The sequence below is a fragment of the Kocuria sp. CPCC 205260 genome (genome assembly GCF_040981045.1).
In the GTDB taxonomy this organism is placed as follows: Bacteria; Actinomycetota; Actinomycetes; order Actinomycetales; family Micrococcaceae; genus Kocuria; species Kocuria palustris.
On the sequence record NZ_JAVKPT010000004.1, the window covers coordinates 111,927 to 138,667 of the forward strand.

A 26,741-nucleotide genomic window follows, 5' to 3' on the forward strand; every position below is an offset into this window, starting at 1 on the left:
GGAGGTCGGCGGGGGAGTCAGCGAGCGCCCGCCTCCGCATCGGCCGACGCGTCCGGATCAGCCTCGGCCTCCTCCTGCTCCTCGAGCTCGCGCTCGCGCTGGCGCGCCGAGGGGTTCGACGCCACGGCGACGACGGCCGTGATCAGCAGGACCAGGAAGGTCCCGTAGAACATCCACACCGACGGGTAGAACCAGAACAGCGCCATCCCCCAGCCCACGAGCGTGAGCACCAGCGCGAGCACCGACAGGACCAGAAGCCCCAGCCGCACGGTCGAGAACCGCTCGGCGCGCCCGCGCAGCCCGTAGAAGACGGCCAGGCCTACCAGGAAGAGGGTGAAGAACAGCTGCCCGGTGACCGTGATCGCATCCTGGTGGTACTGGTGCATCCCCAGCGCCTGGATCACTGCGGCGATCGCGAGCAGGGCGGGGGCGATGACGGCGGACTTCATGCTGGGAGATCTCCTGGGGGCCGGTGGCGGACCCGGCCAGTCTAGGGGCGAGACCTCCGGGGCGCCCGGACTCGCTCCGCCTCGTCCAAGTAGATAGACAGGCCAACTAGTCTGTGTGACTATCTAGCCATGAGCTCGACACCAGACACCTCAGCGGCACGGCGCAGCGAATGGCTGCGCGGCGTGCTGCAGCCGTGCGTCCTCCAGTGCCTGGCCGACGGCCCCGCTTACGGATACGCGATCATCGCCCGATTGGCCGAGGCCGGGCTCGGCGAGATCAAGGGCGGAACCCTCTATCCCCTGCTCGCCCGCCTGGAGGCCCGCGAGCTCGTCACGATCGAATGGCGCACCGGCGAGGGCGGCCCGGGCCGCAAGTACTTCCGACTCACCGAGACCGGCCGGGCCGAGCTGGCCGACGCCCGCAGCGCCTGGGGCGACTTCGCCGCAGCCGTCGACGCCCACCTGGAGCTCGACAGAGCTCCGTCGCGTCCCTGAACTCCACCCTTCTTCAGCAGATCACCATGAGCACAGCACCCGAGTCCCTGGCCGATGACCACGACGTCTGGCAGCGCCCGTTCGTGCGGCTGCACCGCCGCTGGTGCGACGATTTCGTCCTCGAGCTGCGCCTTCGCGATGTCCCCGGCGCGCGGATCGGCGACCACCTGGCCGAGGTCGAGTCGCACTGCATCGAGACGGGCACCGACCCGGAGGAGGCCTTCGGCGACGCCCGGGAGTACGCGCAGGAGGTCGGCGACGCCGACGAGCCCGCGCGAGACACCGGGGCCCTGCGCGTCACCCTGATCTCCCTGGCGGCCCTCGTCGTCTTCCTCACGGGCAATGACGCGACCAACCGGTGGGCCCGCGGCGAGGCGCTGTCCTTCAACGTGGCTGAGCTGATCGGCCTGGGACTGCTCGCCGCCGGAGTTGCGGCACTGCCCGTCCTGCTCGGGCCGCTGCTGCGCAGGACGCGGCTCGGCCTCGCCTTCTTCGCCGGGCTCTTCCTGCTGGGCGCGCTGCGCGCCCTGGCCGGACTCCTGCCGCTGGAGCCCGTGGTCGACGGCATCCCGGCAGCACCCGTCTCCGTGGGCGTCCTCCTCGTCCTGTGCGTGCTCTCGGCCCTGGAGATGCGCGAGCTCTCCGGCGACGACGACCGTGTCACCTCTCCCCTGCGCGCTCCCGACGGCGCGCGACCGCCGACTCGTCGAGGCGTGGTGCTGATCGCCTGGATCTTCCCGATCGCCTTCGTCGCGCTGGGGGTGCTGGCCTGGATCGTCGCCTGAGCGGCGTCGCGCAGGGATCAGCCGCGGCCGCAGGTCGAAGCCGGAGCCCGGCCATCGAAGCGCGCCTTGAGGAAGCTGAGGATGTGCGGCTGGGCCGTGACGTCGTCGGAGACGCTGTGGACGATCAGCGCGGGCGCGCTCGGCGCCGCGGCGACTCCGAGGCGCTGCCGCTCGAGGATCGACAGGGACGGCTCGGTGCGGCTCAGCTCGGTCACGGAGCGCCCGCTGGCCGTCAGCGTGGCAGTGGGGATCAGGGCGGTCGGGGCGATCGCCGAGGTCGTGCACTCCCCGACCGTCTCGGTGTAGAGCTGCACGCCGCGGGGGTTCAGGAACGACGCCGGCGAGATGCCCTCGGACTCGACCAGCCCGCTGAGCGTGTACATGAGGAAGCCCTTGTACAGCCCGTTGTCGATCTTCGCCGCCACCTGACTCAGATCCGTGGGAGGGGCACCGACCGCGACGGCCGGCACCCGGAGATCGGGCGCGCAGGAGGCAGCCAGCTCGCCGGCTGAAGCTGCGGCCCCGCCGCCCTGGGAGCAGCCCGCGAGCCCGACCGGAGTCTGCGCGCTGGCCCCGCCCAGTCCGGCGTCGCGCACGGCGCGCGCCACGGCGAGCCCGACTCCAGGAACGAGCCCGTCACCGGGGTGATCGCACCGTCCGAGTCGGTCGTGGTGTACATGATCCGGGACTGCGCCTCACCCAGCCGCACCGCCCGGGCCGGGCCGGGCCGAGGCAGAAGGGCGAGGACTCGTGCTTGAGCCGGCTCGCCGGCGCCTGGGGCAGCTGCGAGGGTGCGGCATAGAACGCGCCCAGCGGCTGATCGGCCGCACTGTCGGCGGCCGAGACCGCCCGGGCTGCAGCCGGGGCCGGGGGCGCGGTCTCCCGAGCGGCCTCAGCAGCGGGGTCGGAGGCGCTCGACGACGACCCGGGCGCCGCCGCTGCGGGGGCCAGGCCGCCGGGGCCCAGGGAGAGGGCGGCCAGGGCCGCGGTGACGCTGAGCAGGGACGCGCGGAGCTTCATGGGGACCTCGATGCTGGTGCGGATGCAGCTGGTGGCCGGAGCGCATCCCGCCCCCATACCGCCCGCGACGTGCGACGATGATCAGCCCGTCATGTTCGAGACAGAAGTGCATCCATGGTGCCGCCACCTCGGCGCGGCGCGTCGGATGTGATATGTACCATAGGCTCTGCGCTGCCACAGCGCTCCCCCAGACCCCGCCCCAGGAGGACCCATGACCATCGTGATCGCCCGCGCCGGCACCGCCGAGGGCCAGGCCGCCCTGGACTCCGGGCTGGCCGAGGCCGCCCGTCGCTCGGAGGACGCCGTGATCTTCCACCTCGGTGGGGACGACTCCGACACCGAGGCCCGGGAGCTGCAAGGCGTCAAGGTCGCTCACCAGTTCCCGGACGCCCGCGGGCGCGACGCCGTCGGCGATCTGCTGGATGCCGCCGAGGCCGCGGACGCCTCCCTGATCGTCGTGGGCATCCGCCACCGCAGTCCCATGGGCAAGCTGCTGCTGGGCAGCGCCGCGCAGCAGATCCTGCTCGAGTCCGCCTGCCCGGTGCTGGCCGTCAAGCCCGAGCGCCGCTGAGGTCTCTGCTCCAGAGCCCGGCACCTCGCCCTCCGCGAGGTGCCGGGCTCTGATCGTTCCCTGGACCGCCCGCCCGGTGAGGGGTCGCCTCTGCCGCCCTTCACCGGCGGAAAGGCCCGCACGACAGACCCCTCACGGCCGCGGGCATCCGCGTCCGAGCGCCTCAGAGCAGACGGACCTCCACGGGCTCGCCGGCGGGCACCGATCCCTCGCCGGGGCCCAGGACGATCAGGGCATCGGCCTGCGCGGCCGTGGCCAGCAGGTGCGAGCTGTACCCGCCGAGTCGGTGCGCTCGCCGTCCGTCCCAGCGGGCCCGCACGATCCGAGACCGACCGGGCAGCCGCTCGAGATCCTCGGCGCACGCGGCGCTGATCGTGCGCGGCGCCTCGGCTCCGGCACCCGCCGCCGCGAGCGCCGGGCGCAGCAGGGTCTCCGCCGAGACCCAGGTGGACACCGGATTTCCGGGCAGGCAGACGACCGCCGTGCCGTCGATCATGGCCAGGCCCTGCGGACCGCCGGGCTGCATGGCCACGTGCAGGAACTCGCTGTTCTGCTCGGCGCCCAGCACGCGGCGCACGACCTCGAAGGCCCCCTCGGAGATGCCGCCGGAGCTCACCCAGAGATCGGGCGCCTCGAAGTCGGAGGAGGCCAGCAGACGGCGCAGCTCATCGTCGTCGTCGATCACGTGACGCACCGCCGTGACACGGCACCCCATCCGCTCCAGCTGCGCCCGCAGCAGCGGCGCGTTTGCATTGTGGATCTGGGCGGCGGCCGGCTCCTGCCCGGGCGCGACCACCTCGTCCCCCGTGGTCAGGACGCCGACCCGCAGCGCAGCGCGCACCCGCACCCGCTGCAGGCCCAGAGCCGCGATCGTCCCGATCGCCACGGGGCTCAGGACCATCCCGGCACCCAGCACGGACTCGCCGCGCGCGACATCCGAACCTGCCGGGCGCACGAAGCGCCCCCTGGGCTGCTCCGCCGGCACCTGCACCACGGCACCGTCGGGGAGGAACTGCGCCGGTGCGACCTCCTCGACCGGCACGACGGCGTCCGCACCGACCGGGATCGGCGCCCCGGTCATCACGGGCGCGGCCGTCCCGGGCGCCAACGGGGCGGGCTCGTGCCCGGCGGCACCGGTCGCGGCCACCGTCAGCTCAATGAGGCCCGGTTCAGCACCGCCTGTCTGCGCATCGGCCTGCGAGCCGCCGTCGTGCAGAGGACCGCCCTGCGTGTCGGCAGCGCGCACGGCGTAGCCGTCCATCTGGGAGTCGTCGAAGCGCGGCAGCGGCATGGGTGCTGCCAGCCCCTCAGCCAGCACGCGGCCGTCGGCGTCCTCGAGCGCGACCTCCTCCGGGGCCCGGTCCGCCCAGCGGCTGCGCTCGATCAGTGCCTGGATCGCGGCGATGTGCTCGGTCATCCCGCGTGATCGGTGCCCGTGCCCATGCCTGCCGCCGTGCCCTGCCATCTCGACCACCCCTGCCATGTCCGCCCCGCTGCTCCGGCTTGAGCCGCGTCAAGGCTCCCGGAGACTGTGCTGTCTATGGTCTCTGATCTGGCACCGTCAGCAGGAACGCGCCGGTCGGCGTGATGCAAGTCCGGGCCTCCGCAGCAGGATCCGCAGTCCGCGCCGATAGCCTGAGACGACGACCAGCACCGACTGGAGCCCAGCCGGGAAGGGAACGAGGTGACCCCCATGACCACCGCTCTCGGGATGCCGGGTCTGCGCACGCGGCTGGCGCCGTCGCCTGCGGATCCCGCGCAGGGGCTCGTGGACTCCTTCGGGCGCCGGGCCGCCGATCTGCGCATCTCTCTGACCGACAAGTGCAATCTGCGCTGCACCTACTGCATGCCCGCCGAGGGGATGGACTGGCGTCCGTCGTCCGAGCTGCTCACCGCCGCCGAGATCCAGCGCCTGGTGCGCATCGGCGTGCAGCGCCTGGGGATCGTGGAGCTGCGGCTGACCGGCGGCGAGCCCCTGATCCGCCCGGATCTCGAGGAGATCATCGCAGGAGTGCGCCGCGAGCACCCCGAGCTGCCGATCTCCCTGACCACGAACGCGATCGGGCTGGACCGCCGCGCCGCCGGGCTCCGGGCAGCCGGGCTCACGCGGCTGAACGTCTCGCTGGACACCCTGGACCGGGCGACCTTCGCCCGTCTGGCCCGCCGCGACCGGCTCCCGCAGGTGCTGGCCGGCATCCGGGCCGCTCAGGAGGCCGGGCTGGAGCCCGTGAAGATCAACTCCGTGCTGCTGCGCGAGATCAACGACGACGGCGCCGCCGACCTGCTGGCCTGGACCCTCGAGCAGGGGCTGCAGCTGCGCTTCATCGAGCAGATGCCCCTGGACGAGGACCGCACCTGGACGCGCCGCGGCATGGTGACGGCCGCGGAGATCCGGCAGCTGCTGAGCCGGCGCTTCCGCTTGGATCCGCGCCCCGTCCCTCGCGCCGGCGCCCCGGCAGAGCTGTGGGACGTCCGCGCGCTGGATGCCGAGCTGGCGGACGAGCCGCTGGGCACCGTGGGGATCATCGCCTCCGTGACCGAGCCCTTCTGCGGCGACTGCCGGCGCACCCGCCTGACGGCCGAGGGCGAGATCCGCTCGTGCCTGTTCTCCCACGAGGAGTTCAGCCTGCGCGACCTGCTGCGCGGTCGGACCGGCCAGGGCGCGCTGCCGCAGGAGAGGGCGGACGAGCTGATCGCCGAGCGCTGGCGCGCGGCCATGTGGATCAAGCCCGCAGCCCACGGCATGGATCGCACCGGACTGGGTGACGACGGCTTCGTGCAGCCCGTCCGCTCCATGTCTGCGATCGGCGGATGAGATCCTGGCCGTGACGCCCGCGTGCGCGCGGGCCGCGTACCGTGATGCCGGAGATCGCGAGGAAGGTGCGACATGTCGCTGACGATCAACTACTACGCCGCGGCCAAGGCCTCGGTGGGCCGGGACACCCAGGAGCTGGACTTCGACGCCCTGCCTCGCGACGGCGACGGTCGCGTCACCCGGGGTGCGGTGGAGAACGCGCTGATCGCGGCCCACCCCACGGCTCCTGCGGGCGAGCAGCCGCTGGCCGAGGTGCTCGAGCGCTGCTCGTTCCTGCTCGACGGCCAGGCCTGCCCCGAGCCCGAGACCGAGATCCCCGACGGATCCGCCCTGGACGTCCTGCCGCCCTTCGCCGGGGGCTGAGGTGGCCCCGCTGCCGAAGCTGCCGGTCCCGGTGCCTGCTCCGGCATCCGCGCCGACGCCCACCCGCAGCTCCCGCGCGGCGCTGAGCGCGATCGTGGTGGCCGGGGGCCGATCCTCTCGCCTGGGCGGATCGCCCAAGGCGCTGATGCGCCCGGATCGCGACGGCGCTCCCGTTCTCGTGCGCGGCGCCGTCGAGGCCCTGATCGGACTCGGCCTTCCGGCGCATCGGATCGCCGTCGTGGGCCCGGAGGACCTTCCCCTGCCGGACGGCGTGCTGCGCACCCGAGAGGACCCGCCGTTCTCCGGTCCGGCGGCCGCCCTGGCCGCTGGCGCACTCGCCCTGGGGCTGGCCGAGCCCTCCGGGGCCTGCGCCTCCGCCGAGCCCTGCGAACCTGAAGGGGGCGACGATCCCGCCGCGTCCGGCGCTGCGGACCGCGCCGTCGACCCCGACGAGCAGTGGACCCTCACCCTGGCCTGCGACATGCCCCGGGTCGCCGACGCCGCTCGGGCCCTGATCGCCGAGATCGAGGCACGGGGCACGAGCCGAGCGCACTCCCCCGCCTCGGATGCCACCGACTCGGGCCGCACCGGCACAGCGCCCCTCGAGGCCCCGCGCGGGATCGTGCTGACGGACCGCGGCATCCTCCAGCCGCTGGCCGCCGTCTACCGCAGCGCGGCGCTGGGTCGGCAGCTGGTCGACCGGCCCGTCGTCGATCGCTCGGTGCGTCGAGTCCTCGGGCCGCTGTGGGACCGGCAAACGGCCGTCAGGGGACTGACCGATGACGTCGACACATGGGACGATGTGAAGAGATTCGGGCTCGTGCCCGTTCAGGACTGAGGAGACCATGAGCGATCAGCCGCAGACCCCCCGCACCCTTCGCAGCCCCGACTGGGCGCAGGCCCGCCAGGCGGCCTTCGACGCCGCTGCGGCGCTGCCGCCGCACTGGCTCCCGCTCGGGGAGACGGTGGGCGAGACCCTGGCCGAGGACCTGCGCGCCGAGCGTCCGGTGCCCCACTACACCTCTTCGGCCATGGACGGCTGGGCAGTGAACGGACCGGGCCCCTGGCGGATCAACCGCGGCGAGTACGAGCAGATCGACCAGCGCGTGGCCTGGGCCCGCACCGAGGAGCCGCAGCTCAAGCCCCCGCGATCGCTGGCCGTCGGCGAGGCCGCACCGATCGTCACGGGCGGACTGGTCCCGTTCAGCACCAGCGCGGTGCTGCGCTCGGAATGGGGCCTCGAGGACGGCGACTCGCTGCGCCTGAGCCCCGAGGCACCGGAGGGCGCCCCCGAGGAGGGACAGAACCTGCGCCGGGCAGGCCGCGAAGCCGAGACCGGAGAGCTGCTGATCCGCGCCGGGACGCGGCTGACCCCGGGGCACGTGGCCTTCGCGGCCACCACGGGCCTGGACATGCTCCCGCTGCTGCGGCGCCCGCGAGTGACCCTGCTGCTGACCGGCGACGAAGTCGACGAGGACGGCGTCCCGGAGCCGGGACGGGTCCGGGACGCCTTCGGCCCGCAGCTGCCGCAGTTCGTGCACCTCCTGGGCGGTCAGGTGGATGCCGTGCACCGCGTGGGCGATGACCGCGAGCAGATGCTCGAGCGGCTCACCGGCTCCGCGGTGGGAGCGGAGTCCGTGCTGGACTCCCGCGCGCAGCTGATCATCACCACGGGCGGCACGGGCCGCTCGACCGCGGATCATCTGCGCCCGTCGCTGGAGGACAGCGGCGCGCATCTGCTCATCGACGAGCTGGGCCTGCGCCCGGGCCACCCCGCGCTGCTTGCCCGCATGCCGGAGGACGGCCCGTTCGTCCTGGGCCTTCCCGGCAACCCGCTGGCGGCCATGACCACCCTGATGCTGCTGGGGGCGCCGCTGCTGGCCGGGCTCGGCGGCAACGTCATCCCGCCGCTGACCACGGTGCGCCTGACTCGCGAGCTGCCGGCCTCCAGGACGGATCGACTGGCACCGGGACTGGCCTTCGTGGCCGGCGCCGCCGTCTCCGGGACCACGATCACCGACCTGAGCGAAGGCGCTGACGCCCAGGGCACCGAGCTGCCCAGCGCGGTGGCGCTGTCACGCGCGGGCTCCGACCAGCTGCGCGGCTTCTCGCAGGCCAACGTGCTGCTGCTGATCCCCGCCGACGGCGTGCGGCCGGACGAGCCCGTCCAGGCGCTGCCGCTTCCCTGGCTCTGAGGCGGCGGAAGCACCGGTCGGCCGGCCGGACCGTGAGGGTCCCGTCGGCCGACCGAGCAGGCTGGTCCGTCAGGCCGTGACGAAGTACGTGATCGCGCAGATCACGAAGACCGCAGAGGCCGCCAGCGCGCACCCCAGCTCGATCACGATGCCGAGGCCCATGGCCTTGAGCGCGACCCAGCTGGACTCCAGCGCGGCGTTCAGGTCCCGCTGCCGGTAGGTCTCCGAGAGCAGCAGGCCCACCGCGAAGCCGATGAACAGTCCCACCACGGGGATCACGAACAGGCCGATGACCGCACCGATCACCCCGTAGAGCACCGAGCTGTTGGGGATCTGCCGCTTCTTGAGCCGAGCGCCGGTCAGAGCCAGGGAGGCCGACATCCCCGCGATCGCCAGCGGGACGCCCAGGGCCAGGGCCACCCATCCCTCCGGCGAGCGCACGACGGCAGCCCAGATCACCAGGCCGATCACGACCGTGATCGATCCGGGCAGGACCGGCACCACGATGCCGATGCAGCCGATGGCCAGCAGGAGGACGGCGACGACGGTCGCGATGATCTCGGGGAGCATGAGGCCCATTGTGCCTGCCCGAATGCCCGTCGGCCTCCGCTCCACAAGCCTGAAGATGCACCCTTGCTAGCATGCAAGAGCCCTGACGGATTCCCGTCAGGGCCTCCCTTATGCGCGGAAAGGCTCATCATGAGCAGCACAACCCCCGGCTCGACGCCGCCCGGAGAGCCCTCGAGCGCCTCCGGACAGGACGTGGATCACCAGCCGTCCGAGCTGATCCCCCCGTCGCCGGCAACGGAGACCGACACCTCGTTCGATCGCCAGCATCACCTGCTCGACTCGCTGCGCGACTCCCTGACCCGCGCTCAGCCCGAGACCCGCAGGGGCCTCGACAAGGTCGTCTTCGGCTGCGCAGCCGTTCTTGCCGTGGTCTTCGTGGCGTGGGGCCTCATCAATCCCTCGGGCCTGGGGGCGGTGGCCGATCACCTCCTGGCCGGGACCATCACGGACTTCGGCTGGCTCTACGTCATCGCCGCCACCGTCTTCGTCGTCTTCGTGATCTTCCTGGCGTTCTCCAAGTTCGGGAAGATCCCCCTGGGACGCGACGGCGAGAAGCCGCAGTTCTCCACGTGGTCGTGGATCTCCATGATGTTCGCCACCGGCATGGGCATCGGCCTGGTCTTCTACGGCGTGGGCGAGCCGCTGTGGTTCTACATGGCGCCGCCGCCCGAGACGGCTGATCCCTCGACCACCGAGGCCATGCGCACCGCCATGGGCACGACCCTGTTCCACTGGACCCTCTACCCCTGGGCCATGTACGCGGTCGTCGGCCTGGGCATGGCCTACGGGACGTTCCGCCTGGGCCGCTCGCAGCTGTTCTCGGCCATGTTCACCTCGGTCTTCGGCCGTCGCTTCGTCAACGGCGTGGGCGGGCGGATCATCAACATCCTCGCGATCCTGGCCACGCTCTTCGGCTCGGCCTGCTCCCTCGGCCTGGGCGCCCTGCAGATCGGCGGCGGCATCAGCTCCGCCGGGATGATGGAGACCGTCACCACCCCGATCCTGGTCGGCATCATCACCGTCCTGACCATCTGCTTCGTGGCCTCGGCTGTGTCCGGCATCGAGCGCGGCATCCAGTTCCTGTCGAACTCCAACATGGTCCTGGCCGTGATCATCGCGCTGATCGTGTTCGTGGCCGGGCCGACCCTGTTCATCCTGGACATCATCCCCAACGCCATCGGCGCCTTCGTGCAGGAGCTGCCGGAGATGGCCTCGCGCACGAACTCCGTCGGCGGCGAGGACATGGCCTCCTGGCTGTCCTCGTGGACGATCTTCTACTGGGCCTGGTGGGTCTCATGGGCCCCCTTCGTGGGCCTGTTCATCGCCCGCATCTCGCGCGGTCGCTCCGTGCGCCAGTTCATCGCCGGCGTGCTCGTCGTCCCCTCGGGCGTCTCGACCATCTGGTTCGCGATCTTCGGCGGCGCGGGCATCGGCCTGCAGCAGCGCGCCGAGTCCGCCGGCGACACCGGCTCCATGCTGGCCCAGCAGACCACGGAGGGCCCGGACATCAACTTCGACGCCATCCTGTTCGACCTGCTCAACGCCCTCCCGCTGAACCCGATCATGACCGGCGTGCTGATCGTGCTGACCGTCATCCTGATCGGCATCTTCTTCGTGACCGGCGCGGACTCCGCCTCGATCGTCATGGGCGGGCTGTCCGAGAACGGCGCGGAGGAGCCCTCCAAGGGCGGCATCATCTTCTGGGGCGTGGCCACCGGCGCCGTCGCCGCGGTCATGCTGCTGGCAGGCGGCTCGGATCCCTCCGAGGCGCTCAACGGCCTGAAGAACATCACGATCGTCTCGTCGCTGCCCTTCATGATCGTCATGCTGATCCTGTGCCTGGCCCTGTACCGGGACCTCGCCAGCGATCCTCTGGTCCTGCGCACCGAATACGCCCGACAGGTGCTCGTCGACACGGTCGCCCAGGTCCCGCTGGACTCCGACGAGCCGGTGGCCCTGGCCACGACCACGCCCGACACCGGCGAGATCCCGGCCGTGAACGCCGACGGCACGCCGCGCAGCGCGAGCTCCACGGACCCTGAGGACGGCATCGTGATCCGCTCGCAGTCCCTCGGCGTCCCGGGCTCGCGTCCGGGCGGGCCGTGGGACAACGCCTGGGACGACCCCGACGGCACCCGCTCCGCGGGATCCGAGGGCAGGGACAGCCCGCCGCGGGCCTGATCATCCGCACCACCGGCGGAGGCCGTCGACATCGACCATGTCGACGGCCTCCGCTCGTGCCCTAGGCTCGAGGCGATGCCGTCTTCCGACAAGCGCACCCCCGCCAAGAGCTCACGCCGCTCCGCCTCCGCCGCCCGGCGCAAAGCGCCCCCGCGCCCCAAGCCGCGCGAAGGCAGCCGGGCTGCGGGCGGATCGGCCTCCGGCCGTTCGAGCGCGAGCCGTTCGGGTGCGGTGCTGCGCGCCTGGCCCGTCTGGGGCGCCCTCGGCCTGCTGATCATCGGCACCGTCGGCACGATCTCGCACAACAGCGACCCCAGCTGCTCGGATCACGGCGGAGCCATCCCCCGCGAGTGGGCCGACGACGTCGCCCATGCCGCCGAGGTCTCGGCCCTGCCGCCCGAGCTCGTGGCCGCGCAGCTGGACGTGGAGAGCCGCTGGGACCCGGAGGCCGAGAGCCCCGTGGGCGCCCAGGGCCTGGCGCAGTTCATGCCCGAGACCTGGGAGCTCTACGGCGAGGGCGAGGCCACGGATCCGGAGGCCTCGATCCGCGCGCAGGGCTACTACCTGCGCGATCTGCGCGAGATGGTCTCCGAGCTCGATCCCGCCGACGAGCAGGAGGAGACCGATCTCGTCCTGGCCGCCTACAACGCCGGGCCCACGGTGGTCCTCGAGGAGGGCGGCATCCCGGAGTACCAGGAGACGCAGAACTACGTCGATCAGATCACCGAGCTCTCCGAGACCCGCTACGCCGGGGTCTGCTCCGAGGAGTCCTGAACCACGCCTCCCCAACAGGAACCCCGCGCACGACGACGGCGCCCGCTCCCTCGAGGGGAGCGGGCGCCGTCGCGAGCAGGGGGCGATCCCGGTGATCAGGCGCTGATCAGCGAGCGCATGGAGCGCAGGGCCACCGACAGGGCCGCCATGTCCGTGGCGGCATCGCCTCCGGAGCTCGACTCGATCTCCTGGAGGGTGCGTCCCACGCGCTCCAGGGACTGCCGGTTCTCCTCGATCCAGGCCTCGACCTTCTGCTCGGCCGTCTCGCCGTCGGCGCGCAGCGCCATGGCGGTCATGGACGTCAGCGTCGAGTACACGTCCTCGCGCATGGACATGCGCGCCAGGACCTCCCAGCGGGTGGTCTGCGGCAGGCCCGAGATCCGGGTCAGCATCGTCTGGATGCCGAAGCGCTCGTGCAGGGCGAAGTACAGCTGCCCCACGAGCTCGAGGTCCTGATCCTCGCCCTCGGACTCCGCGAGACGCACGATGTCCAGCAGCGAGTAGGAGTCCAGCAGGCGCGACCAGGTCTGCGCGAGCTCCTCCGAGATGCCCTGCTCGAGCGCCAGCTGTTCGCGGCGCTGCGCGGCCTCGGCGTCCTCGGCTCCCAGGAAGGTGAGCCCCTCCCGACGGACCTCGGGGATCTGGGCGAAGGCCTCGACCACCTGCTCGACCGGCTGCTGGGACAGGCCGCGGCTGATGAGCCAGCGCACGGCGCGGTCCAGCAGGCGTCGGACGTCCTGGATCATCTGGATCCACTGCTCGGTCGAGACATCGGCCGGCAGCTCCGCCAGTTGCTGCAGCAGGGGGTCGAGCTCGAAGATCTCGACCGCCGCCAGGAAGGCAGCGGCCAGCTCGCCGGGCTCGCACGAGGTCTGCTCGAGCGCACGGTAGGCGAAGGTGGCCCCGCCCATGTTGATCATCTGGTTGGCCACCAGGGTGCCCACGATCTCGCGGCGCAGCGGGTGCGTCTGCAGATCCTCGCCGAAGCGCTCGCCCATAGCCTCCGGGAAGTAGCGCTGCACGATCCGCGCCGTCCAGGGGTCCTCGGCCAGGTCCGAGCGGATCAGCTCGCCGGAGAGCTGGATCTTGGCGTAGGCCGTGAGCACCGACAGCTCCGGGGCGGTCAGCGGCTCGTCGATCTCGGGGTCCTCGGCACGGGCCTCGAGCTGCTCATCCGTGGGCAGGTACTCGATCTCGCGGTCCAGGTCCGCGTTCTCCTCGAGCCAGTCCATGAACCGCGCGTAGGTCAGCGCATAGTCATCGGCCTTCCAGCGGTCGACGCTCAGCGTGATGTTCTGCGCCACGTTGGTGCGCAGCACGAGCGAGGCCAGCTCCTCGGTCATGGACTCGATGAACCCGGCGCGCTCGTCCTGGGGGAGCTCCCCCGCCGCGACCATGCGGTCCACGAGGATCTTGATGTTGACCTCGCGGTCGGAGGACTCCACACCGCCGGAGTTGTCGATCGCGTCCGTGTTGATCAGCACGCCGTTCTGAGCGGCCTCGATGCGGCCCAGCTGGGTCGCGCCCAGGTTGCCGCCCTCGCCGATGACCCGCACGCGGACGTCGGCGCCGTTGACTCGGATCGCGTCGTTGGCCTTGTCGCCCACATCGGCATTGGTCTCGGTCGAGGCCTTGAAGTACGTGCCGATGCCGCCGTTGTAGAACAGGTCCACGGGCGCCTTGAGGATCGCGCGCATCAGCTCCGGCGGGGCCATCTCCGTGGTGCCCTCCGGCAGGCCCAGGACCTCGCGGACCCGCTCGGAGACCGGGATCGACTTGGACGACCGCGAGTGGACGCCGCCGCCGTCGGAGATCAGGGAGGCGTCGTAGTCCTTCCACGACGACGGCCCCATCTCGAAGACCCGCTTGCGCTCGGCGAAGGAGGCCGCAGGATCCGGATCCGGGTCCAGGAAGATGTCGCGGTGGTCGAACGCGGCCACGAGCTTGATGTGCTCGGAGAGCAGCATGCCGTTGCCGAAGACGTCGCCGGACATGTCGCCCACGCCCACGACCGTGAAGTCCTGGGTCTGGGTGTCGTGGCCGAGCTCGAAGAAGTGGCGCTTGACCGACTCCCACGCACCGCGGGCGGTGATGCCCATGGCCTTGTGGTCGTAGCCCACCGAGCCGCCGGAGGCGAAGGCGTCGCCGAGCCAGAAGCCGCGCTCAAGGCTGATGGCGTTGGCGGTGTCCGAGAACTTTGCAGTGCCCTTGTCCGCGGCGACCACCAGGTACGAGTCGTCTCCGTCGCGGCGCACCACGGCCTCCGGGACGACCACACGGTCCTCGCTGTCCTCCTGAGGGACCAGGTTGTCGGTCACGTCCAGCAGCGAGCCGATGAACTCCTTGTAGGCGTCCTTGCCGGCCTCGCCCCAGGCCCCGCGATCCTGCGCCGGATCCGGCAGCTGCTTGGGGAAGAAACCGCCCTTGGCGCCGTCGGGGATGATCACGGAGTTCTTGACCATCTGCGCCTTGACCAGGCCCAGGACCTCGGTGCGGAAGTCCTCGCGGCGATCGGACCAGCGCAGCCCGCCGCGCGAGACCGGGCCGAAGCGCAGGTGCGTGCCCTCCACGCGCGGCGACCACACCCAGATCTCGTGGCGCGGACGCGGCAGCGGTGCCGCGGAGATGCGCCGCGGCTCGAGCTTCAGCGCGATCGCGGGCCGGTCCTGCTGGTAGGCGTTCGTGCGCGCGGTGGCGCAGACGACCTCCACGAGGGTGCGCAGGAAGCGGTCGGCATCCAGAGAGGGGACCTCGTCCAGGGCGGCCTCGAGCTTCTCTAGCACCTCGGCGCGGGCGGCTTCGCGGGCTTCGTCGTCCGGCTGCCCGTCCTCGCCGGCGAAGCGCTGCGGGTCGAACGAGGTCTCGAACAGTTCGACGATCCCCCGGGTGACCTGCGGCTGGGCCAGCAGCGTGTCCGACATGAACTCGAAGGAGTGCGGGACGCGCAGCTGCAGCAGGTACTTCACGTAGGCGCGCAGCACGGCGATCGAGCGCCAGTGCATGCGCTCGGCGAGCACGAGCCGGTCCAGGGAGTCCGACTCCGAGCGACCGGAGATCACGGCGCAGAGGATCTCCTCGATGAGGTCCTCGGTGCGAGCGTCGTCGGGGCCCACGGCATCCACGCCGTCAGGCAGCTCGACGCCGAAGTCGTAGAGCTGGAACTCGCGGCCGTCGCCGGTGCGGATCTGGTACGGCTTCTGGTCCAGCACCGTGAGCCCGAGGTTCTGCTCCATGGGCAGCATCTCGGTCAGCGTGAGGCTGCGGGTCAGGTAGACGTTGACGCGCACGGGCTCGCCCTCGGCCGTGGACGGCGCCACGCGCACCTCGGCGGGCAGGGCCTCGTCACGGCCCCACAGCATCTCGCAGCGGAGCAGGTCCTCGATGGCCTCGTCGATCTCGTAGTGGGCGCGGTAGTCCGCGGGGAACGCCTCCGCCCAGCGCCGCACGTATTCCCCGGCGCGCTCGGAGTCGAAGAGCTCCTCGATCTCCATGGACAGCGCCTCGGGCCACGAGCGGGCGGCCTTGCGCACCTTCAGCTGCAGGTCCTCGTGATCCACCGGCGGCGGGGTGTCCTGCGGCAGGCGCAGCCGGAAGAAGAGCCGGGCCAGCGAGGAGGCCGACAGCGAGACGTCGAAGTCGACGTCCACCGCGCCGTAGGCCTCGGTGAGGATCTCCGAGATCCGCTCGCGGACCTCGGTGTTGTAGCGATCGCGCGGCAGGTAGACGACGGCCGAGACGAAGCGCCCGAAGAGGTCCGTGCGGCAGAACAGGCGGGTCACGCGTCGCTCGTCGAGCTCGACGACCCCGCGGGCGGCCCGCACGGCCTCCTCCACGGACATGTGCAGCAGCTCGTCGCGCGGGTACTCCTCGAGCACGGACTGCAGGTCGCGCTCCGAATGGGAGTCGGGGCGGAAGCCGAAGGACTTGGCCACGGCCCGTACCTTGTCCCGCACCCATGGGGTGTTGCGGGCCGAGGTCGAGTACGCCTTGCGGGCGAACAGGCCCAGGATCAGGTACTCGCCGTCGACCTGGCCGTCCGCGTCGAAGCGGCGCACGCCGATGTAGTCGAGGTAGTCGTTGCGGTGCAGTCCCGAACGGGTGTTCGCCTTGGTCACGAACATCGCCTGGCGATCGCGCGCGTGCTCGGCGGCCTGGACCGTCAGGCGCCGCGGGCGTCCGGACTTCTCCTCCGTCTCGGCGAGGATGCCCAGGCCGCTGCCCTTCACGGAGGACAGGTACAGGCCCTCGTCGTCCTCGCGGAGGTCGTACTCCTTGACGCCCATGAGCACGAAGCACCCGTCGAGCAGCCAGGTCAGGAACTCCTGGGCCGGCTCGACGTCGTCGAGCTGCGAGTGCATGGGGCTCAGGGAGTCGTTGACGCTGCCGACCCAGCGGACCATGTCGTCGTGATCCGCATCGATCTGCGCGACCGTGCGCAGTGCGGGGCGCAGGCCCTCGATGAGCTCCTGCGCCTGGGACTCGTCCAGGTTCTCGGCCAGCTCGACCTGTATCCAGGACTCCGCCGCGGACGTCTCGCCGAGGGCCCCCACGATCGGGATGGTCTGCGTGTCGCCGCTGGAGATGGCGCGGACGTCCTCGAGCTCGTCGACGGAGCGCAGCTCGCCGTCGTCGTCGCGGGTGGCCCGCAGGATGGGGTGCACCACCAGGCGCGCGCCGCCCCAGTCGCCGGCGATCCGGGCGTTGAGCGTGGAGACCAGGTAGGGGACGTCGTCGGCGACGATCAGCACGACCGTGCGCGAGCCCTCGTCCAGGGTGGTGATCAGGACCTCGCCGCGCTCGCGGTGCTGGGCGAGCTCGCGGTGGCGCTGGGCACGGGCCGCGAGCACGTCCTCGCCGCGCCTGTCGAGATCCTGTGCCGGAGCGCCGGCGTAGTAGGTCCGCATCCAGGGCTCGGAGCCCGGCCGCGGATGCCGCCGCCCTCCGGAGTCCTGCGCGTCTGCGGTCGAGGGGTCGGGACGGTCCTGGGACTCTGCCACTGGGGGATCACACCTTTGTGAAGTCGTGAGCTGGTCATCCGCTTCTGGCGGCCGATTCGGCCACTGTAGCCGGGGGACAGCGGCCGTGACAGGGAAACGACGGCGCTCGAGTCCGCGCACCCAGACGGCCGCGGCCACCGCGCGCCGCCGACGCCCGCAGCGCGGCCTACGGCCCACCCCGATGACGACCCGCCGAGCCCGATCGACGGAGCATCGCCGCTGGTCACGACCCACTTCATGCATCTGAGGCAGTTCACGCGCAGGTCATCCGACGGACCCCAGCGCCTCGCCCGGGGGTCACCGCAAGCTCAGGGGCGATTCCTAGTCTCGGCAGGGCCTGCCCAGGCGGCATCCAGCATCTGCTCCTTCGGACCGCCCGCAGGCCCGCACTGCCCCGCAGGCATCTCCCACCCTCCGCTGGAAAGGCTGCTCCCATGCCCACGAACCTCACCCTGCGCACCGCCGCGCTCGGCGCCGTCCTGGCCCTGGCCGCTTCATCCGTCCCGGCCGCCGTCGCGGCTCCCGCCACCGCTGCCCCGCCGGACGAGCGGGCCTCGCAGGCGGAGGACTTCGACCTGCAGTCCCACCGCGGCGGGCGCGCCGAGTGGACCGAGTCGTCCCTGACCGCCTTCTCCCGCTCGCTCGAGCTCGGCGTCACGACCCTCGAGCTCGACACGCACCTCACCCAGGACGACGTCGTCATGGTGTGGCACGACGACACCATCCAGCCGGAGAAGTGCCAGGACACCGGCCCGGTCACCCCCGGCGATCCGGACTACCCCTACGTGGGCGATCGCTTCCGCGAGCTGACCTACGCGCAGATCCAGACCCTGGACTGCGGCTACCAGCAGCTGCCCGGCTACCCGGTGCAGGACAACATCGAGGGCAACCGCATCGCGACCCTCGAGGAGGTCTTCGCCGTGGCCGTCCAGCACGGGGCTCAGGACGAGATCCGCTGGAACATCGAGACCAAGGTCGAGGACCCCGCGAACGCCCCCGAGCGCGAGGCGCTGGTCGACGGCGTCATGGCCACGATCCAGGAGCACGGCTGGCCCGAGCGCACCACGCTGCAGTCCTTCGACTGGGCGGCCCTGGACCAGGTCCGCGAGATCGATCCGGACATGACCCTGGTGGCCCTGGCGGAGTCGGAGAACCCGCTCGGCGCCGGCATCGACCCGCAGGATGCCGCTGATCGCGGCTACGACGTCTGGTCGCCGGCCCACGCACTGCTCACGGAGGAGAACATCGCCGAGGCCCACCAGCTCGGCCTCGTCGTGACCCCGTGGACGGTGAACAACCGGGCCGACATGGAGCGGCTGATCGACTGGGGCGTGGACGGCATCATCACGGACTACCCCTCCACGCTGCGCGACGTCATGGCCGATAGCGGCTGGGCCCTGCCGAAGGCCTACCCGCTGGTCGAGCAGCCGCAGTTCGGCCGCGGCGCTGAGACCCGCGCCGAGCGCGAGCACACCGGCGCGGCGCGCTCGGTCGAGGATGTGCGCGAGCGCTCCGAGACCGCCCGCGAGCGCTACACCCGCTGAGCGGATCGGCTGCGGCGACGCCCGCGGTCCGGTGACGACGACGGCCGGCTCCCCCGCGCGGGGAGCCGGCCGTCGTCGTCGCGCGTGAGGACCGGGCGGATCAGCCGATCCACTCCTCCTGCAGCTGCAGGACCTGCGTGTTGATGATCCGGGGGTGGGTGTCGCCGCTCCAGTGGTTCAGGGCGATGCGGATCAGGGACCCGTGGGTGACCATGAGGACGTCGCGCCCGGGATGATCGGCGGCGACCTGCTGCACGGCCTGCAGGGCCCGGGCCACGAGCTCGTCCTCCGGCTCGGCCGGGACCATGAGCTCGGCGTACTCCTCCGGGGTGAGGTTCTCGTTGTGCTTGCCCTCGGTGGAGCCGAACGACCGTTCGATGAGGCCGTCGTAGGTCCCGCCGAACTCCGCGCCCAGCGTCTCGGCCACGATCTGCCCCGTCTCGCGCGCACGGGACAGGGGCGAGGTGACCACCGCATCCCAGCTCTCGCCCTCGTCGAGCATGCGCTGAGCGGCGTCGCGGGCCTGCTGGCGGCCCGTCTCGTTGAGCGGGACGTCCGTGCGGCCCTGGAAGCGCATGGCGCGGTTCCAGTCGGTCTCGCCGTGGCGCATGAACGCGAGCATCTGCTCTCCTGACCGGCCCCGTGCGGGGCCACGATGTCTGCTGGGGCGAGCCGGGCTCGCCTGCTCGGGCCGGTCCGGACAGACTGGGGCCATGAGCGATTCCAGCACCAGTGTCCCCCAGCCCTCGGACTCCCGCGATGACCCGGGCCTCACCCGGCTGATCTACGGCGCCATGCCCCTGGGCGGCTCGTGGAGCGCCGATGATCCGCTGACGGAGGAGCAGGAGGAGGTCGGCTTCGCGGCCCTCGATGCCGCCGAGGAGGCGGGATACCGCGACCTGGATCTGGCCGACATCTACGCGGCGGGCAAGTCGGAGACCGTCGTCGGCCGCTGGCTGGCCCAGGACCCACAGCGACGGCAGCGGATGCAGGTGCAGACCAAGGCGGGGATCCGGATCCCGGGCGGCACAGCCGCCGGCGATGCGCCCATGCACTACCGGCTCGACGCCCCCACGGTGCGCGGGTCGCTCGAGGAGTCGCTGACCCGGCTCGGGCTGGAGTCCGTGGAGCGGTTCTTCATCCACCGCTGGGACCCGCTGGCCGATCTCGACGAGCTCGGGGCCGCACTGGATGCGATCGTCGACGAGGGACTGGCCCGCCGCGTAGCAGTGTCGAACATGCCGTGGGATCGCCTGCAGCTGCTCCAGCAGGCCATGAACAGCCCCCTCGGTGCGGCCCAGGTACAGCTCAGCCTGGATCACCGCGATCTGATCGAGGCCCAGATCCTGTGGAACCATGCCGAAGGCCGCACGACGGTGCAGGACGGGACGTTCCTGGAGCGCTGCGCCCGCGCCGGCATCGAGGTCCAGGCCTGGGGATCGATGGCACAGGGGATCTTCACCGGAGCACCCGCCCCTTCTTCGACCGACGAGGTCCGCAATCTGCAGCCCACGATCGAGCTCGTGCGACAGCTGGCCCAGGAGCTGGACTGCTCGCGCGAGGCGGTGGTGCTGGCCTGGCTGATGCGCCTGCCCCAGCGGATCCGCCCGGTGATCGGCACCACCAGCTCCGATCGCATCCGCGCCTGCGTCCAGGCGGATGCTGCCGCCTCGAATATGACGCACGAGCAGTGGTACCGCCTCTGGAACGTCGCACGCGGCCACGACGTGCCATAGCCGCAGGTCACGGGCAGCTCGGCAACTCGCTGTGGACCGGCCGGGGGACAGCCACCCCCCGAGCTGAGGTTGAATCTGCATACTGGCTTGCCAGAGCATCCGTGGTGCCGGTAATTTGCGATCGAAATACCGACGGACGACGTCGCCAGGCCCCCACCTGGGCATCGTCCGGCGCGGGGAGGAGCACCACCATGAGCACCACTTCCGACGAGTCCGCCCATCGGACCGCCATGCCCTTCCTCGGGGTCGACCCCGAGTCGCTGAGCCTGAGGCACCGCATCCCCCGGCTCCCGGCGCTGGCCGTGCGCACGCAGGAGCTGCCGCAGCTGGACGATGCCTCCGTCGAGCTGCGACTGCTCGGCACCGGACACCAGCTCGTGCTGCGCCTGGGCGATTCGGAGTGGATCGAGACCCTGGCGCAGATGCCCGGGCTCATCCCCCACCTGCCCACCGAAGCACACCTGGACGCACCCCTGCCCGGCCTCGGCGCGTACGAGATCCGCTGCACGCTCACGGAGCACTCCGAGCGCGGCCTGGCCAAGCAGCGTGAGCGCTTCCACCTCCAGAGCGAGACCGCCCAGGCCTCGCTGCTGCTGCGCGGGGCCGACGGCGCCGGCGCTGCGGCGTGCCTCTACCTGCCCGAGGGCCACGACGAGCTGCGGTGGCGCACCTGGCGCACCCAGCCCGAGACCGGACGTCTGGTGCAGACGGTCAGCACCCTGCAGCTTCCGGCTGTGGTCGGGCATCAGCTGCGCGCCAGCTGAGACGGCGTCCCGCCGCCAGGGACTGCCGCGCCGCCGTCGGACCCGTACCGGTTCTCAGCTGAACAGCGGGTCGCCCGTATACGGAGCCAGCAGCTCGCGCTGCTGCGGCTGCAGGCGCAGCACCGTCTGGGACTGCGGGTCGAAGAACGCGAGCTGCGTGTGCGCGCGGATGCACCATTCGCCCGTGCGCGGGTCGGCGATCTCGATGCCGAGGATCAGCGCTGCGCCGGCCGCCTTCACGATGCGCACGCGCGTGGGCGCGGGGATGTTGCTGTACTCGAGCGGACGCACGTAGCGCACGCGGTGCTCCACCACGAGGGCCTGCGTGCCCTCCGGCAGGGCGTCGAAGAGCCGGACCTGCGCCGGACGCGCCTGGTACCCGGTGCCCACGGGCACGCCGAAGGCCTCGATGCGCGCCTCCTCGAGCATGCGCACGACCTCCACATTGTTGATGTGGCCGTAGGCATCCATGTCGCCCCAGCGCATGGGGATCTGAACGACGACGCCCGGGCCGTCCTGGGCGATCTCGGGCGCAGCAGATGTGTGTTCGGACATGTTGCGGGATCCTTCCGGGTGGGGGCCCCAGAATAGAGGCTGCGGCACGATGACCCGCATCGGACCAGAGAAGATGAGCATCACCATGAGCACGACCACTCGCACCGGCACGCGGATCCCGCGCCGCCGTCGGCGCCTGAGAGCCCTGGGGCTCGGCGCCGGCGCCCTGGTGCTCGTCTGGCTGGTGGTGTGCACCGTCGTGGTGCTGCACCCGGACGTCACCGAGGACCCCCAGCCCGCGGATGCGGTCTTCGTGCTCGGGCCCGCCGACGAGGCCCGCGTGGCCCACGCCCGCGACCTGATGGACCAGGGGCTCGCCCCCACCGTCGTGTACGCGACCCCGCAGGGCGACTTCGGCGGCGGCGGGGAAGTCGCGACCGACGAGATCGGCAAGCCGCACTGCGATCAGGGCAAGGACTACGAGGTCATCTGCTTCGAGCCCGACCCCTCCACCACGCAGGGCGAGGCCATGAAGATGCGCGAGCTGGTGGCCGAGCGGGGCTGGGACAACATCATCGTGATCACCATGCGCCCGCATGTCTCCCGCGCCCAGCTGATCGTGGACCGGTGCTACAGCGGTCAGACCCAGTGGTCCCCGATCGACTACGTCGACGACTACTGGCGCTACCCCTGGATGACGTTCAAGGCCTACCTCTACCAGTCGGGTGGCTTCCTCAAGGCCTGGGCGACCCCGGGCTGCGACAACCAGCTGCCCGGCAAACCCAAGTCCATCTGAGGCCCCGTCCGCCCGAATTGGCGCGCGAGCACGGACTCGGGTACGCTATCCGTCGTTGCCCGCAGGGATGAGAGTCGCTGCGAACCACAAGCGCGAGTGGCGGAATTGGCAGACGCGCACGGTTCAGGTCCGTGTGCCCGAGAGGGCGTGGGGGTTCAAGTCCCCCCTCGCGCACGACAGTCCAGAAGCACCCCGATCCCACAGGATCGGGGTGCTTCTGTCTGTACAGGGCCTTTTCCGCTCCGACTGCAGTCTCACCACCGCTGCGGGCTGAGGTCCTCCAGGATCACCAGGTCCACGATCCAGCCGTCGACGCCGCCCTCCTGGCCAGCGAGCTCCTCCCGTCCAGGCATGGCCCCTGCTTCGGCCAGCCGCGCGGAGCCGGGCACCACTGCCCAGGCCACTCCATCCGCAGAGACCTGCTGCCACAGGAGGCGCACCTCCTGCACTCGCTCCACGCGCACGAGCGCTCGGTGAGCGGGCGGCATACCCGGTCCGTCGTCGTCGTGGAGCACGAGGAGCCAGTCCACGGGAGCTCCGGGCAGATCCTCATCCACCGTCGAGGCCGACTGGAGCGTCACCATGGCGGTCTCGTCGGCGCGCAGGGCCGTTCCGCAGCACTCCTGCTCCCAGCTGCTCAGATGCGCTCGCCCACGCCGCCCGGGGAAGACTCTCCATGCGCGGAGCACAGGCCCGGCCTGGCGCCGGGTCGCTCGTCTCGCAGCCTGCCCAGCGGGATTCACCCGCCCACCGTCGAGAGGACGCAGCCGACGCCTTCCCGGTCCTGAATCGCCGCCAATGCGTCCCCTCGGCGGCGCTGATCTGCAGGAGCCTGGAGAATCGCGAGAGCTGTCGGGTGTCCGGCTTCGAGCACCGATCCCGGACATCCGACAGCTCTCATCGGCGCCGGAGGTGCGGCGGGCTCTTACAGCCCGCCATGGACGAACCGCCCGCCCACCGCGGTGGCCACGACCTCGATCGCGGCGATCTGATCGCTGGGCACCGCGCGGGGGTCGTCGCTGAGGACCACGAAATCCGCAAACTGACCCGAGACCAGCTGCCCCTTGTACCCGCCCCAGCCCGTGGCCTCGGCGGAGCCCACCGTGTAGGCGTGCAGCGCCTCCTCGACCGTGAGCCGCTCGGACTCGGGCCCGTAATCCCGTCCCGCCTCGGTGCGGCGCAGCACAAAGTCCTGGATCACGTCCAGCGGCCGGCCGCCGGCCACCGGGCGGTCCGAGCTGCCGGGCAGCACGAGCCCGGCGCGCAGCAGTCGCCCCGCCGGATACGACAGCTCCACGCGCTCCTCGCCGATCCGCTCGCGCACGGATTCGCCGAACGCGCTGATGTAGTTGGGCTGGGTGGCCATCACGACCTCGAGCTCGGCCATCCGTGCCACCTGCTCATCGCGCACCACGCCGCCGTGCTCCACGCGATGCGGCATCACGGGTGCCCCGAACTGCTCGCGGGCCTCGGCGATCACGTCGAGGGTGAAGTCCAGGGCGGCATCGCCGATCGCGTGCATGGCCAGCACCCAGCCGCCGGCCGCTGCGGAGAGAGCGGCGCGGCGCATCTCGCCGGGATCCTGCTGCAGGTAGCCACGCCCGTGTCCGGCGAAGCAGTAGTCCTCCGACATGGCCGCGGTCATCCCCAGCATGGCCCCGTCCGTGAAGACCTTGGCCGGGCCGATCTGCAGCCACTCATCGCCCGCGCCCGAGCGGACTCCCGCGCTCAGGGTGAGGTGGGTGCCGTCGTCGGGGTGGCCGTCGATCGCCTTCAGCCCGTCCAGCGTGACCATGGTCTGGAACCGGGTGCGCAGCAGGCCGGCCTCCCGTGCCCGCTGGTACGCGGCGAACTCGAGGGGGCTGTGCCCGATCCAGCCGCCGGCGATCCCGGCATCGGTCACCGAGGTGATGCCCTCGGCGGCGTACTCCTGGGAGGCCCGCTCCAGGCAGCGGCCGATGTGCTCGTGGGACTCCGGCTGCAGCAGCCCCGTGACCAGGGGCATGGCGGTCTCCTCGAGCAGGCCTGTGGGCCGCCCGGTCTCGTCCGTGACGATCCGCCCGCCCTCGGGCTGCCGACGAACGGTCTCGCCGATGCCCGCCATGGCCAGCACCGCCCCGGAGACGGTGAGCGAATGACCCGTGTTGTGCCGGATCAGCACGGGGCGTCCGGCGGCGGCCGCGTCCAGGCCGTCGCGGTCCGGCTGGGGCCCGTCGAGATGACCGGGGTCGAAGCCCGCGCAGGTGACCCACGCCCCGGGAGCCAGCTGCGCGGCGCGGTCGCGGATCAGGCCGTAGACCTGCTCAGCCGTGCGTGCCTGCTCCAGATCGACGTCCAGGCGCGACTGGCCGAACCACACGCTGTGGGTGTGCACGTCGTTGAAGCCCGCCACGACGGTGCGCCCACCGGCATCTAGATGCTCCCGGGCGGTGAGGCCGTCGAGCTGCTCGTCGACCCCCACCACCAGGCCCTGCCACACCCCCAGCCGCCTGGCCGACGGGCGGGTCGCGTCGCCGGTGACGACGGACGCGTTGTCGATCAGGAGGTCGAGCTGCATGTGGTGGGGCTCCTGGAAGGGAGGGGTCGTCGGGAATCAGCTGCGCGGACGCACCACGGAGATGGCGCGGGTGTCCGGGGCGGTGTCCGCCACATGATCCATCGCGGCACCGACGTCGCCGAGGCGCTCGTAGGCGGAGTGGATCTGCTCCCAGATGGGGGCGTTGTCCACGCCGATCGCCTTGGGGTCCAGCACGATCTCCCCGCCGGCGCGGCGCTGGCGGTCATAGTCCCTCATCAGGCGGATGGCGATGGGGCTGAGCAGGACCAGGGCGATCATGTTCACCCAGGTGTACAGACCCAGGCCGAAGTCGGCCATCGACCACACGAACTCCGAGGTCTGCACCGAGCCGAACACCATGGAGCCGGCCAGCAGCACGCGCGCGACGCCGATGCAGATCCGCTGCGCCTTGTCGTTCGGGATGAGATACGCCAGGTTCGTCTCCGCGTAGAAGGAGAACGAGAGCAGCGTGGTGAAGGAGAACAGGAACACGGCGATCGCCACGAACGACGGGCCGAAGGCCGGCAGCACGGAGTCGATCGCGATCTGCACCCAGGCCGGGCCCTCCTCCACGCCGGGCACGTTCTCGGCCAGCAGCGACGTCTCGTCCGGGCCCTGCACGTTGAAGCTGTTGGTGGACAGGATCATCAGGCCGGTCATGGTGCACACGAACAGAGTGTCCACGTAGGCCGAGAAGCCCTGGGCCAGGCCCTGCTTGACGGGGTGGGACACGTGGGCGGCAGCCGAGGCCTGGGCACCGGAGCCGGTGCCGATCTCCGTGGAGTACACGGCCCGACGCACGCCCCACGCCACCGCGGAGCCGAGCAGGCCGCCGTAGATCGCGTGAGCGCCGAACGCGCTGGAGAAGATGAGCCCGAACATGGCCGGGAGGTTCTCCCACATCATGATCATCACGAGAAGGCCGACGACGATGTAGGCCGCCGCCATGAACGGCACCACGAGGCCGACGGTGCGCGCCAGGCGGTGCATGCCGCCGAACACGATCAGGCAGAAGATCACGGCCATGCCCAGCCCGACCCACAGCGGGCTCCAGCCCCAGGCCTCCGTGGTGGCCGCGGTGACCGCGTTGGCCTGGATCTGCGGACCGGTGATCACCGTGGCGAAGACAGTGGCTGCGGCATAGGCCACCGCCAGCCAGCGCCAGTTCCTGCCGAGGCCCTCGAGGATGTAGAAGGCGGGTCCTCCGCGGTACTCGCCGCGCACCTTGTGCTTGTAGAGCTGAGCCAGCGAGCTCTCCGCCAGCGCCACCGGGGCGCCCAGGATCGCGGTCACCCACATCCAGAACATGGCGCCGGGCCCGCCGAGATACAGGGCCGCCGCGACGCCCGCGATGTTGCCGACGCCGATGCGTCCGCCCAGCGCCATGGCGAAGGCCTGGAACGAGCTGATGCCCGCCGAGGACGATCCGCCGCCGATCAGCTGGCCGATCATGTCCCGGATCAGACGCACCTGCGGGAAGAGCATGCGCAGGGTGAAGTACAGGCCGAGGAGCAGGATGCCGAAGGACATCGGCAGGCTCCAGAGGATCCCGTTCGCGGCGGTGATGAACTGTTCCATGGGAGTCCCCCGGGTCGTGGTCGAGTTATGTGACTATAGCCATACGCGACCCGCCG

Annotated in this window: 23 protein-coding genes and 1 tRNA gene; 14 read left to right on the plus strand and 10 right to left on the minus strand. The window is 71.4% G+C overall.

The features are described from left to right. Window positions 1-17 precede the first annotated feature (17 nt). Window positions 18-449, minus strand: coding sequence for a hypothetical protein (locus RF645_RS08970; protein WP_368818954.1), 432 nt, complete (start codon window positions 447-449; stop codon window positions 18-20). 129 nt (window positions 450-578) lie between these two features. Here RF645_RS08970 and RF645_RS08975 point away from each other — a divergent pair, with 129 nt between their 5' ends. Both RF645_RS08975 and RF645_RS08980 read left to right on the plus strand, forming a co-directional pair. Continuing rightward, complete coding sequence (locus RF645_RS08975; RefSeq protein ID WP_058872099.1) at window positions 579-944, plus strand: PadR family transcriptional regulator; 366 nt, start codon at window positions 579-581, stop codon at window positions 942-944. A gap of 26 nt (window positions 945-970) precedes the next feature. Beyond that, window positions 971-1,729 (plus strand): hypothetical protein, encoded by a 759-nt coding sequence (locus tag RF645_RS08980; protein WP_058872098.1) that lies wholly within the window; start codon window positions 971-973, stop codon window positions 1,727-1,729. 17 nt (window positions 1,730-1,746) lie between these two features. Here the strand turns inward: RF645_RS08980 and RF645_RS08985 are convergent, their stop codons facing one another. Next, on the minus strand, window positions 1,747-2,337 hold the full coding sequence (locus RF645_RS08985) for a lipase family protein (RefSeq protein WP_058872097.1): 591 nt from the start codon (window positions 2,335-2,337) through the stop codon (window positions 1,747-1,749). A 623-nt stretch (window positions 2,338-2,960) separates the two neighbouring features. Between RF645_RS08985 and RF645_RS08990 the strand changes: the two genes are divergently transcribed. Then, complete coding sequence (locus RF645_RS08990; protein WP_058872095.1) at window positions 2,961-3,320, plus strand: universal stress protein; 360 nt, start codon at window positions 2,961-2,963, stop codon at window positions 3,318-3,320. A 163-nt stretch (window positions 3,321-3,483) separates the two neighbouring features. On the opposite strand, the gene glp is transcribed toward RF645_RS08990, so the two are convergent. Beyond that, window positions 3,484-4,737, minus strand: a complete 1,254-nt coding sequence (gene glp / locus RF645_RS08995) for a gephyrin-like molybdotransferase Glp (protein ID WP_058872094.1) — start codon at window positions 4,735-4,737, stop codon at window positions 3,484-3,486. Window positions 4,738-5,031: 294 nt separating this feature from the next. Between glp and moaA the strand changes: the two genes are divergently transcribed. The 4 genes from moaA to RF645_RS09015 all read left to right on the plus strand — a co-directional run bounded on the left by moaA (window position 5,032) and on the right by RF645_RS09015 (window position 8,693). After that, window positions 5,032-6,135: a GTP 3',8-cyclase MoaA gene (gene moaA, locus RF645_RS09000; protein ID WP_235586827.1), complete on the plus strand. Its 1,104-nt coding sequence runs from the start codon at window positions 5,032-5,034 to the stop codon at window positions 6,133-6,135. A gap of 72 nt (window positions 6,136-6,207) precedes the next feature. Further along, window positions 6,208-6,498 carry a MoaD/ThiS family protein gene (locus tag RF645_RS09005; RefSeq protein WP_058872092.1) on the plus strand — a complete coding sequence of 97 codons (291 nt, stop codon included), beginning with the start codon at window positions 6,208-6,210 and terminating at the stop codon, window positions 6,496-6,498. A gap of 1 nt (window position 6,499) precedes the next feature. Then, window positions 6,500-7,336, plus strand: a complete 837-nt coding sequence (locus RF645_RS09010) for a molybdenum cofactor guanylyltransferase (RefSeq protein WP_058872091.1) — start codon at window positions 6,500-6,502, stop codon at window positions 7,334-7,336. Window positions 7,337-7,343: 7 nt separating this feature from the next. After that, on the plus strand, window positions 7,344-8,693 hold the full coding sequence (locus RF645_RS09015) for a molybdopterin molybdotransferase MoeA (RefSeq protein ID WP_058872090.1): 1,350 nt from the start codon (window positions 7,344-7,346) through the stop codon (window positions 8,691-8,693). Window positions 8,694-8,762: 69 nt separating this feature from the next. Here RF645_RS09015 and RF645_RS09020 read toward each other — a convergent pair whose 3' ends face one another. Beyond that, window positions 8,763-9,263 (minus strand): DUF456 domain-containing protein, encoded by a 501-nt coding sequence (locus tag RF645_RS09020; RefSeq protein ID WP_058872143.1) that lies wholly within the window; start codon window positions 9,261-9,263, stop codon window positions 8,763-8,765. 129 nt (window positions 9,264-9,392) lie between these two features. On the opposite strand from RF645_RS09020, the gene RF645_RS09025 reads away from it, so the two are divergent. Both RF645_RS09025 and RF645_RS09030 read left to right on the plus strand, forming a co-directional pair. Next, on the plus strand, window positions 9,393-11,444 hold the full coding sequence (locus tag RF645_RS09025; protein WP_058872089.1) for a BCCT family transporter: 2,052 nt from the start codon (window positions 9,393-9,395) through the stop codon (window positions 11,442-11,444). Window positions 11,445-11,519: 75 nt separating this feature from the next. Beyond that, window positions 11,520-12,218 carry a lytic transglycosylase domain-containing protein gene (locus tag RF645_RS09030; protein WP_235586824.1) on the plus strand — a complete coding sequence of 233 codons (699 nt, stop codon included), beginning with the start codon at window positions 11,520-11,522 and terminating at the stop codon, window positions 12,216-12,218. A gap of 95 nt (window positions 12,219-12,313) precedes the next feature. Here RF645_RS09030 and RF645_RS09035 read toward each other — a convergent pair whose 3' ends face one another. Next, entirely contained in the window at window positions 12,314-17,215 is a 4,902-nt protein-coding gene (locus tag RF645_RS09035) for an NAD-glutamate dehydrogenase (protein ID WP_058872087.1), read from the minus strand. Between the two features lie 434 nt (window positions 17,216-17,649). Between RF645_RS09035 and RF645_RS09040 the strand changes: the two genes are divergently transcribed. Then, window positions 17,650-18,759 (plus strand): glycerophosphodiester phosphodiesterase family protein, encoded by a 1,110-nt coding sequence (locus tag RF645_RS09040; protein WP_058872086.1) that lies wholly within the window; start codon window positions 17,650-17,652, stop codon window positions 18,757-18,759. Window positions 18,760-18,859: 100 nt separating this feature from the next. Here the strand turns inward: RF645_RS09040 and RF645_RS09045 are convergent, their stop codons facing one another. Continuing rightward, a complete protein-coding gene (locus tag RF645_RS09045; protein WP_058872085.1) occupies window positions 18,860-19,381 on the minus strand; it encodes a histidine phosphatase family protein in 522 nt (173 codons plus the stop codon). 91 nt (window positions 19,382-19,472) lie between these two features. Between RF645_RS09045 and RF645_RS09050 the strand changes: the two genes are divergently transcribed. Together RF645_RS09050 and RF645_RS09055 are read left to right on the plus strand one after the other, a co-directional pair. Next, window positions 19,473-20,495 (plus strand): aldo/keto reductase, encoded by a 1,023-nt coding sequence (locus tag RF645_RS09050; RefSeq protein ID WP_058872084.1) that lies wholly within the window; start codon window positions 19,473-19,475, stop codon window positions 20,493-20,495. A 191-nt stretch (window positions 20,496-20,686) separates the two neighbouring features. Next, complete coding sequence (locus tag RF645_RS09055; RefSeq protein WP_058872083.1) at window positions 20,687-21,259, plus strand: DUF2617 family protein; 573 nt, start codon at window positions 20,687-20,689, stop codon at window positions 21,257-21,259. Window positions 21,260-21,313: 54 nt separating this feature from the next. Here the strand turns inward: RF645_RS09055 and RF645_RS09060 are convergent, their stop codons facing one another. Beyond that, window positions 21,314-21,814 (minus strand): thioesterase family protein, encoded by a 501-nt coding sequence (locus RF645_RS09060; protein WP_201023912.1) that lies wholly within the window; start codon window positions 21,812-21,814, stop codon window positions 21,314-21,316. Between the two features lie 85 nt (window positions 21,815-21,899). Between RF645_RS09060 and RF645_RS09065 the strand changes: the two genes are divergently transcribed. Both RF645_RS09065 and RF645_RS09070 read left to right on the plus strand, forming a co-directional pair. Then, window positions 21,900-22,550 carry a YdcF family protein gene (locus tag RF645_RS09065; RefSeq protein WP_161937537.1) on the plus strand — a complete coding sequence of 217 codons (651 nt, stop codon included), beginning with the start codon at window positions 21,900-21,902 and terminating at the stop codon, window positions 22,548-22,550. A gap of 90 nt (window positions 22,551-22,640) precedes the next feature. Further along, window positions 22,641-22,724 (plus strand) — tRNA-Leu (locus tag RF645_RS09070). Window positions 22,725-22,804: 80 nt separating this feature from the next. Here RF645_RS09070 and RF645_RS09075 read toward each other — a convergent pair. The 3 genes from RF645_RS09075 to RF645_RS09085 form a co-directional block, all read right to left on the minus strand. Beyond that, window positions 22,805-23,134 (minus strand): hypothetical protein, encoded by a 330-nt coding sequence (locus RF645_RS09075; protein WP_058872081.1) that lies wholly within the window; start codon window positions 23,132-23,134, stop codon window positions 22,805-22,807. A 341-nt stretch (window positions 23,135-23,475) separates the two neighbouring features. Beyond that, on the minus strand, window positions 23,476-25,107 hold the full coding sequence (locus RF645_RS09080) for an amidohydrolase (protein ID WP_058872080.1): 1,632 nt from the start codon (window positions 25,105-25,107) through the stop codon (window positions 23,476-23,478). 36 nt (window positions 25,108-25,143) lie between these two features. After that, window positions 25,144-26,685: a sodium:alanine symporter family protein gene (locus tag RF645_RS09085; RefSeq protein WP_058872079.1), complete on the minus strand. Its 1,542-nt coding sequence runs from the start codon at window positions 26,683-26,685 to the stop codon at window positions 25,144-25,146. Between the last annotated feature and the right edge of the window lie 56 nt (window positions 26,686-26,741).

Coding starts and splice junctions, on each gene's coding strand:
- RF645_RS08970 (WP_368818954.1), bottom strand. CDS start 449: ATGAAGTCCGCCGTCATCGCCCCCGCCCTGCTCGCGATCGCCGCAGTG.
- RF645_RS08975 (WP_058872099.1), top strand. CDS start 579: ATGAGCTCGACACCAGACACCTCAGCGGCACGGCGCAGCGAATGGCTG.
- RF645_RS08980 (WP_058872098.1), top strand. CDS start 971: ATGAGCACAGCACCCGAGTCCCTGGCCGATGACCACGACGTCTGGCAG.
- RF645_RS08990 (WP_058872095.1), top strand. CDS start 2,961: ATGACCATCGTGATCGCCCGCGCCGGCACCGCCGAGGGCCAGGCCGCC.
- glp (WP_058872094.1), bottom strand. CDS start 4,737: ATGACCGAGCACATCGCCGCGATCCAGGCACTGATCGAGCGCAGCCGC.
- moaA (WP_235586827.1), top strand. CDS start 5,032: ATGCCGGGTCTGCGCACGCGGCTGGCGCCGTCGCCTGCGGATCCCGCG.
- RF645_RS09005 (WP_058872092.1), top strand. CDS start 6,208: ATGTCGCTGACGATCAACTACTACGCCGCGGCCAAGGCCTCGGTGGGC.
- RF645_RS09015 (WP_058872090.1), top strand. CDS start 7,344: ATGAGCGATCAGCCGCAGACCCCCCGCACCCTTCGCAGCCCCGACTGG.
- RF645_RS09020 (WP_058872143.1), bottom strand. CDS start 9,263: ATGCTCCCCGAGATCATCGCGACCGTCGTCGCCGTCCTCCTGCTGGCC.
- RF645_RS09025 (WP_058872089.1), top strand. CDS start 9,393: ATGAGCAGCACAACCCCCGGCTCGACGCCGCCCGGAGAGCCCTCGAGC.
- RF645_RS09030 (WP_235586824.1), top strand. CDS start 11,520: ATGCCGTCTTCCGACAAGCGCACCCCCGCCAAGAGCTCACGCCGCTCC.
- RF645_RS09040 (WP_058872086.1), top strand. CDS start 17,650: ATGCCCACGAACCTCACCCTGCGCACCGCCGCGCTCGGCGCCGTCCTG.
- RF645_RS09045 (WP_058872085.1), bottom strand. CDS start 19,381: ATGCTCGCGTTCATGCGCCACGGCGAGACCGACTGGAACCGCGCCATG.
- RF645_RS09050 (WP_058872084.1), top strand. CDS start 19,473: ATGAGCGATTCCAGCACCAGTGTCCCCCAGCCCTCGGACTCCCGCGAT.
- RF645_RS09055 (WP_058872083.1), top strand. CDS start 20,687: ATGAGCACCACTTCCGACGAGTCCGCCCATCGGACCGCCATGCCCTTC.
- RF645_RS09060 (WP_201023912.1), bottom strand. CDS start 21,814: ATGTCCGAACACACATCTGCTGCGCCCGAGATCGCCCAGGACGGCCCG.
- RF645_RS09065 (WP_161937537.1), top strand. CDS start 21,900: ATGAGCACGACCACTCGCACCGGCACGCGGATCCCGCGCCGCCGTCGG.
- RF645_RS09075 (WP_058872081.1), bottom strand. CDS start 23,134: ATGGTGACGCTCCAGTCGGCCTCGACGGTGGATGAGGATCTGCCCGGA.
- RF645_RS09080 (WP_058872080.1), bottom strand. CDS start 25,107: ATGCAGCTCGACCTCCTGATCGACAACGCGTCCGTCGTCACCGGCGAC.
- RF645_RS09085 (WP_058872079.1), bottom strand. CDS start 26,685: ATGGAACAGTTCATCACCGCCGCGAACGGGATCCTCTGGAGCCTGCCG.